The organism is Candidatus Zixiibacteriota bacterium (genome assembly GCA_018820315.1).
GTDB lineage: Bacteria > Zixibacteria > MSB-5A5 > JAABVY01 > JAHJOQ01 > JAHJOQ01.
The window spans coordinates 1-7,191 of sequence record JAHJOQ010000052.1 but is presented as its reverse complement, the minus strand read 5'-3'; the positions used below and the strand labels follow the sequence as shown (position 1 = coordinate 7,191).

At 49.1% G+C, this 7,191-nt stretch carries 4 protein-coding genes; 3 read left to right on the top strand and 1 reads right to left on the bottom strand.

Annotation, left to right across the window (positions count from 1 at the left end; all coding sequences use genetic code 11):
• Positions 1–230: 230 nt before the first annotated feature.
• The gene (locus tag KKH67_04370) at positions 231–941 is read right to left on the bottom strand and encodes a class I SAM-dependent methyltransferase (GenBank protein ID MBU1318413.1); all 711 of its coding nucleotides are present in this window, start codon (positions 939–941) and stop codon (positions 231–233) included.
• 228 nt (positions 942–1,169) lie between these two features.
• Here KKH67_04370 and KKH67_04365 point away from each other — a divergent pair, with 228 nt between their 5' ends.
• From KKH67_04365 to KKH67_04355, 3 genes are all read left to right on the top strand, one after another.
• A complete protein-coding gene (locus KKH67_04365) occupies positions 1,170–1,724 on the top strand; it encodes a pentapeptide repeat-containing protein (protein MBU1318412.1) in 555 nt (184 codons plus the stop codon).
• 183 nt (positions 1,725–1,907) lie between these two features.
• A complete protein-coding gene (locus tag KKH67_04360; protein ID MBU1318411.1) occupies positions 1,908–2,294 on the top strand; it encodes a hypothetical protein in 387 nt (128 codons plus the stop codon).
• Positions 2,295–2,798: 504 nt separating this feature from the next.
• Positions 2,799–6,965, top strand: coding sequence for a sigma 54-interacting transcriptional regulator (locus KKH67_04355; GenBank protein MBU1318410.1), 4,167 nt, complete (start codon positions 2,799–2,801; stop codon positions 6,963–6,965).
• Positions 6,966–7,191 lie beyond the last annotated feature (226 nt).

Genomic DNA, 7,191 nt, shown 5'->3' with positions numbered 1-7,191 from the left:
TACTTACATTACTATTCCTCATGAGCGTGTCCTCCTGCTCGGATAAACCCGAGTTCTCTTGTTTACTATTAAGAGGATACGCTCATTCTATTCTATCCACAACTTTTGAATATATCTCGATAGCAGGATCAGATAGTTGTCGGCTACATTGCAAATTAATAGGCAGTGCAGTGTGATACGGGAGTCGCAGGCAGGTTATTCAGTCAGTATTGACGTTGCAGAATACGGACCTAAACTGCTTTGTGTCCGAGAATGAAAAGTTCAGTCGGTTTTGCGAACCCGGTGCTTGTCACGTCCCTCCTGATCTGCTTACCTTGCTCCAGCAAATCAGCATGTTGTGCATCACTCGCTATTCTCCTGATATAGTCGTCGATTTTATCAATCAACCAACCTTCATCTGGAGAATCACCCGAACTCATCAGAATGTCCTGGTTCTCAATCATCTCGATTCCCTGCAATCCGAGCCAGTCAGCAAGGCCAAGTAGCTCTTCCTTACGATATGTCTGATTGTGAACTACACCCTTGATTCTATCTATAGCAGCCCACCAATTATGAGCTCTCACAAATACAGATTGTTTCTCGTTCTGAAAATCCCGAAACATCTCATTGATGATGAAGATTCCATCCGGTTTTAAGACCCGTTTCATTTCCTGGAGAACAGGTTCGACAGATTCCATATGATGCAGTGCGTTGCTGACGGCCACAATATCGAAACTGTTGCTGTCAAAGGTCATAGCACCTGCGTCCATCACCTCAAAATCAATCTTGTCATTCCCCAGATTATGTCTTGCGACAGAGATGTGCTCTTCCGAGGAATCAATACCGTATGCCTCCGAATAGGATTTCAGAGTGGCAATTAGGTATTCCAGGAAATCACCTCGACCTGTCGCGACATCAAGCAATTTTCCCCCATCGAGATCGCTCAATCTTGTCTCGATCATGTGCATAACATCCTCGCATCTCTTTATTTTGGACTTCTATCCATTAAACCACTTTTTGCAGCGTAGAGTTTCATATCAGCGTGCTCAATCACTGAATTTGGCATTGGTCTAGAATTCAGTCTGAGAAAGTTGACTCCCAGGCGCCGAGAAGATTCTGCTTGCAATGGCACCACACGGTGACCATATTTGCTGAAACCGTAAGATCGGGTTTGAACCAGGGGATATACATTGAATCGCAACGCAGGATCAGTCCGATACCAATCATTGCTCGCTGTGGTTGTCATAGTATCACTCTTCACGCTGCCGTCAGCGCAGGCACAGGTCTACACTACGTGGGGTTGGCGATATGATGGGGATGCGGCCTCAGTTTACAGATCGCGTGTGGAGCTGGATAGTCTTCTGAACTTGCATCGGTGGTGGTTAATGGGCGATAGTCTGGGACAGCGGCTGGATCTTGAAGGCGTATCCCTCATGCACGCCAACCTCGCGGGCGCTATGCTCGAGGACGCTAACCTCAAAGCTGTTACCCTCACGTACGCTGACCTCATGCGCTCCGACCTAAGGGTCGCTGACCTCACGGGAGCTAATCTGATAATGACAGTTCTTGATAGCGCACATATGACGCAGTCTCTTCTGACTGATGTAGTCTTTGAGCCAAGAAGTTTGCCTGACATCCCTTCAATTGCGCAGGCTTTTGGCCTCAAGCAAATGAGGTACGACACTAATCCCACTGCCCTAACGCAACTGCGAGAAGCGTTTTCAGAGTTGGGTTTCAAACAATAGGAGCGTGATGTTATCTGTGCTCTTCGACGTCACGATCCGCATTTTCTGGAGACTGTCTTCTTCGATTGGACGAGTGAATACGGCAGTAACCTGAGAAGGCCCTGGAAGATATTCGGGGCTATCTGGCTATTGTGTGGGTCTCTGTATTACTTGTCGGCGCTTCTTTGCGGACGATCAGGAGTGATGCTTGTTCTCAGCGGCACTACGGTGGATGCAGACCACTGGTGCACCTACAATGCAGAGGATGTATCAAAACTAACCGACACGAGTGTTCAGACGCTCGTCAACCGGAAGAACTCATATTTGAAAGACAAGCATGCTATGACGTTTCGATGGGTGCCGATGTTCATCCGACTGATCTGGTGGGCGTTTTTCTTCAGTTCAGTCAGCGCGTTCAACATCGGTTTCCGGGATGTCAACTTTGGTCGATGGCTCAGATTACTCACTCGCAAGGAGTTTGATCTCAAAGCTACGGGCTGGGTGCGTGTAGTCTCCGGCTTTCAGGCATTGAGCTCGGTTTATCTGGTGGGTTTCTGGATACTGAGTTTCGCCGGAACGCCGTTCAAATAGGCAGACGATCATCTCTTGCAGCATTCACTGGAGCACGGCTCCCGTGTGCACCCCAAGACCCCAAACGGCGTCATTGCTGTGAGGACATTTCGATCTGGATTGACCTTTTCAGCACGCCCTTTCAGCGGTGTGACAGTGCCCGCCGATAGTCTCGCTGATGTGCGAAATCTCATATGCAATAGTTATTGACTTCCGGGATTTTTTGTATTAATTGGGTTTGGGAAGGGGCAGTTCTGTTTGTACGGCAGTTTCCTAGCCCCCTCTGACGTGCACGGCCTGTCCTTTCCCGTTTTATTTCCCGTACTTCCTCCTCAGGGCCATGGTGAGAATCTCAGGATTACCCTCACCGATCTCACTGCCAGAATCTGTCAGTGCACACACAAAATACTTGCAGATGAGCACGGAGAATAGTATTCTACATATACCAGCAAAATCTATGAAACCTGCACTCTGTACTCCCGAGTCTTGTTTGCAGGAGAGTGCCAATTGCCAAGGTGGTGCACTATGAATCTGATCCCCCAATCACAATTCTATGAATTTGAGGAACTGGTCGCTGAAAATAACCTCACTCAGTCATGGATTGCGACCAAAACATCCACGCTCAGTAAGTGTTTTGTTAAGACACTTTCTACCAACGGATCTTTGAGCAAGTCGGACAAGATGCAGATTCTCAATGTATCGTTTGACTCGCAGAGAAAACTCAGCGACCGAAACCTGCTGCGAGCTGTTGATAGGCATACAGAAGACGGTGAGGTCTTCTTTGAATATCCATATTTGGACAGATCAGAATGGAAGCCCCTGAGCGCGGAATGTCTGCTACGGCATTTCGATTCGCTCTTTCCAGAGGTCTGTTTCGTACTCGACTACATTCACTTGATGGGATTCATCCACGGAGACGCAAAGCTGAGCAACTATCTCGTAAAAGAGGATGCAACTGGTATTCACATGTACCTTACCGATCTGGACTTCCTGCGACCTGCCAATCAGCCGCTTCGGGGCAAGTTGCTTGGCACCATGAGGTTCATTGCACCCGAAGTCGAGACAAACGATAGCATATCGCCTGACTCTGACAATTTCTCCCTTGGACGCAGCATCGAAGAGTCTCTTTCGGGAGGTGAGATCAGGAATTCGAAGAGTCCCGTGAAGGATCGATTGGTTGATCTGACAGCGAAACTGACACAGGATGATCCTTGTAACCGTCCACACATCATTCTGGATGCAGTTCATGAATGCGGCCTCATTGACGACTCTAAGTTGCAGGAGTTGAATAGGACTCTTCTCTCCCTGCGGCTTCTGACAGATTTTCGCCAAGCCAGAGTTCACAATTCACGGGAGTTGAACGCTCAGAAGTTCTTCGTTGAACGAAACAAGGTTCTTGGTCTCCATGAGGAGTTTCTTAACGATGTCGATTGCGCATTCAGAAAGGACCATCTGAGTGCGTTTAGGCTCCTGCGAAGTCTTCTGAGTGAATCCCAGATCGACCGATATGTCGACTTCTGGCACATTTCTACCACTCAACAACAGCTCATCTCTGCTTATTCCGGCCTGAATGGTTCTGACGGTGCGAAGCCTCTCCTTCCGATACCGGACAAGCCGAATTCTACGGAGAAATTGTCGGACCTGATGACTTCGTACGAGTCATTAAGGGAAAATAAGAACTACCTGAAATCCTACCTGTGCCTATGGAGCGCTCATCAGATGCTCAATGATTCTTCTGTCAAGGCCAACGACACTGTGAAGGCAGATCTGGCCGGGAATCTCGGAGATCTATCGGCTGTCCTCAGCAAGACGGAAGATGCGGCGGTTTACTACGAGGAAGCGGTTTCATGTTGCACGGGTTCCACCGCTTCTCGTCTCGAGTATCTGCACAGAGCCGCGTACCAGCGGATTTTCCGCAGGGAGATGGAAGGTGCGCTTCGTTTGATCGACGACGGGATAAGTGATGCTGGACAATCTGGTAATACAGCATTTTCGCTCGAATTTCACAGGTTGCTGACCTGGGTATCTGCCGCAACAGGCAAACTCGATGAGGCCGAAGCAGAGCTGAATGATCTTATGAAGAAGGCGGAGGAAACCAACGACAACCTCCTGAAACTGAGAATCTATAGCGACCTGGGGACTCTTTCCTGGAGGCGGGGCGATTACTCCAAAGCGTCTGACAACTACAAGATAAGTATCGACACTGCCAACGAGAACGGATTGATGGATTGTGCTGTGACACCACTGATGAATCTCTCGTTGCTTTGTTCGGAGGCTCTGGAGTACCGCAAGTCGATCAAGTATGCGAAACTTGGTATGAAATCCGCTGTCCATCCGGTCGACTTCACCAAGTTGTTGGGCACCTATCGCACCGTGATGTTGTGTCATGCGAGGATGGCTGAGTATCAGAAATCGGACTACTGGATTCAGAAGTATCTATCTGCGAGTGCTCAGGAACATGGGAAAACGCTTCTGGCGAGGTTTCTTGCCGATGACGGCTGGCTGAGCCTGCAGAAGGGCGAAACGTCCAGAGCTCAGGAGCTGCTGAGCAAATCGGCACTGCTGTTTGAACAGATCGGGTCGGAAAGAGAGTTGGGGAAGGTTTATCAGAACCTTGCGGAATTGGCGCTGTACACCGCGGATTCCTCGGCATATGAGCTGTATTCAGACAAGGCTGAGAACATTTTCAATGACCTGGGGGATCGTGCCTCATTGAATGATGTGCTCCTGATTAGGTGTCTCTATGAAATCCTGTATACAGATCATAGTGCTGCAAAGAAGCTGGTGCCCATAGTAGGCCTGCATATGGAACTCGGCTCCTACTACTTCGCTGCTCTTGGCCTATTCTATCTGCTCATCAACGAGGACACAACGGCGCAGGTCAATCTTGATCAGTTTGCGCCTCTAGTGGAAAGCATCTCAAAATCCAAGGCGCCGTTGTGCCGCGCAGTGAAGGCGCTGATAGTGTTTCGCCAGGTTCCGGAATCGGACAGAACGCAAGAGCTTCAGCTTCTGAAATCGGCATACAGGGTTCTGCATAGTGCCGGAAATACCATGTTGGCTCTGCAGGTCTCGTGCAGAATCAGAGAGTACTATTCTCTCGCTGAGAAGGAAAAGCTGGCACGAAAGTACCTACTGAATGCACACAACCTCGCAGCGAAGCTCAATAACGAAGTACTCGTCACGCGCTATCAGGATGAGCTTGGGACTGAGAGCTTAGAGCGTACGGACAAGCGTGAACTGCTGGATGCGATTCACTCAATCTCCAACGTCTTCAGGGATCTTGCAGACTATGATGAGACTCTTCAGAAGATCGTCCGTTTTGCCGTTGATCTGACCGGTGCTGAGCGCGGCGTGCTGCTGCTAAGGCAGCAGGATATTACGGATATACGGGTACGCGCGTACGTAAATTGTGACGATGACAGCCTGAGGGATATTGTCGACTTTAGCAAGAATGTTGTCCAGAATGTCGCCGAATCGGAGAGCGCTCTTGTGATTGAAAACGCCCTGGTAGATAGACGAACGAAGGGTTTCAAGAGTATCATTGACAATAACATCCTCTCTGTCATTTGCATACCTGTCTATGACGGTCGCAAAGCGCTCGGTGTCTTGTATCTTGACCACCATACCATTCCTGCTCTGTTCTCCGAGGATGATGTCTCGTTTATTTCGGCGATGGCGAATTTCCTCTCACATGTCATCACGACTGCAAAGAACTTCAAGAATGCAAATGTCCTGACTGCCGAATATCTAGACGAGCTGCATGCAGAGAGCCGGAAACAGAGGTTTATCACGAAGAATCCTGCCACTCTGGAGCTCTTGAAGAATGTTCAGGTGATTGCACAGTCGGACGCGAGTGTACTGATTACCGGTGAGAGCGGCACCGGGAAAGAGATCATGTGTGAGAGGATCCACAGTTTAGGTGCAAGGAGCGACCAGCCGCTGGTTAAGGTCAACTGTGCCGCATTCGCTACCGGACTGAGCGAAACAGAACTGTTTGGAATAGCCAAGAATGTAGCATCGGGCGTTGATGCCAGACCGGGAAAATTCGCGGCGGCCGATGGCGGAACGCTCTTTCTCGATGAAATTGGTGACATGCCGCCTGACATCCAGGCTAAGATACTGCGAGTGATCGAATATCAGGAATTTCAGCCGGTCGGCAGCAATAGGACCATCAATGTGAATATCAGATTCATTTTTGCGACAAATCAGGATCTGAGAGCCAAGATTCGAGAGGGCAAATTCAGGGAAGATCTCTATTATAGAATGAATAAATTCTGTCTCGAGATTGAACCTTTGAGAAAGAGACCAGAAGACATTCAGCCGTTGATCGATCACTTCAGCAGGCAATTCGCGAAACCCTCGATTCGTTTCTCGTCTGATGCAATTTCGGCAATGATCCTTCATGATTGGCCGGGGAACGTCAGGGAACTGAAAAACATGATCGAGAAGTTCGGTATTCTCAGCCCTGGCAGACGTATTGAAAAGGATGATCTGCCGGCAGATATTCGTGAGTCCTCATTGAAGAAAGTCAACAGGAAGAGACTGACCGCAGCGCTCGAAAAAACGCAAATAGAGGTGATTCTTAAGGCTCACGATTGGAATAAGTCAAAGGCCTCGCGAGCTCTCGGAATGTCGGAGACAACTTTGAGAAGAAAAATGAGGCTATATGGGATAGAGAGACCTCTCTAATCCCCCCCCTGATTCGCCAGTCCGCTACTTTTCGACCGTTTGGTGGCGGTCTGATCTACGTTGCCGCACAGCATGTTACGGGATAGCCCGCCAGACGGTCGGATTTATGACGTAGCCACCCCCTTGCCGTTTCTCTTTCCATGAGCTAAGTCGTTATCATTCAACATCCCTCGGTATTCAGGTCAACTCCCACAAGTTGGCAAAACGTTTGCCTTATGTGTTCGTG

Excerpts from the sequence above, each read along its gene's own strand:
- KKH67_04370 (MBU1318413.1), bottom strand. The coding sequence starts at position 941 with ATGATCGAGACAAGATTGAGCGATCTCGATGGGGGAAAATTGCTTGAT.
- KKH67_04360 (MBU1318411.1), top strand. The coding sequence starts at position 1,908 with ATGCTTGTTCTCAGCGGCACTACGGTGGATGCAGACCACTGGTGCACC.
- KKH67_04355 (MBU1318410.1), top strand. The coding sequence starts at position 2,799 with ATGAATCTGATCCCCCAATCACAATTCTATGAATTTGAGGAACTGGTC.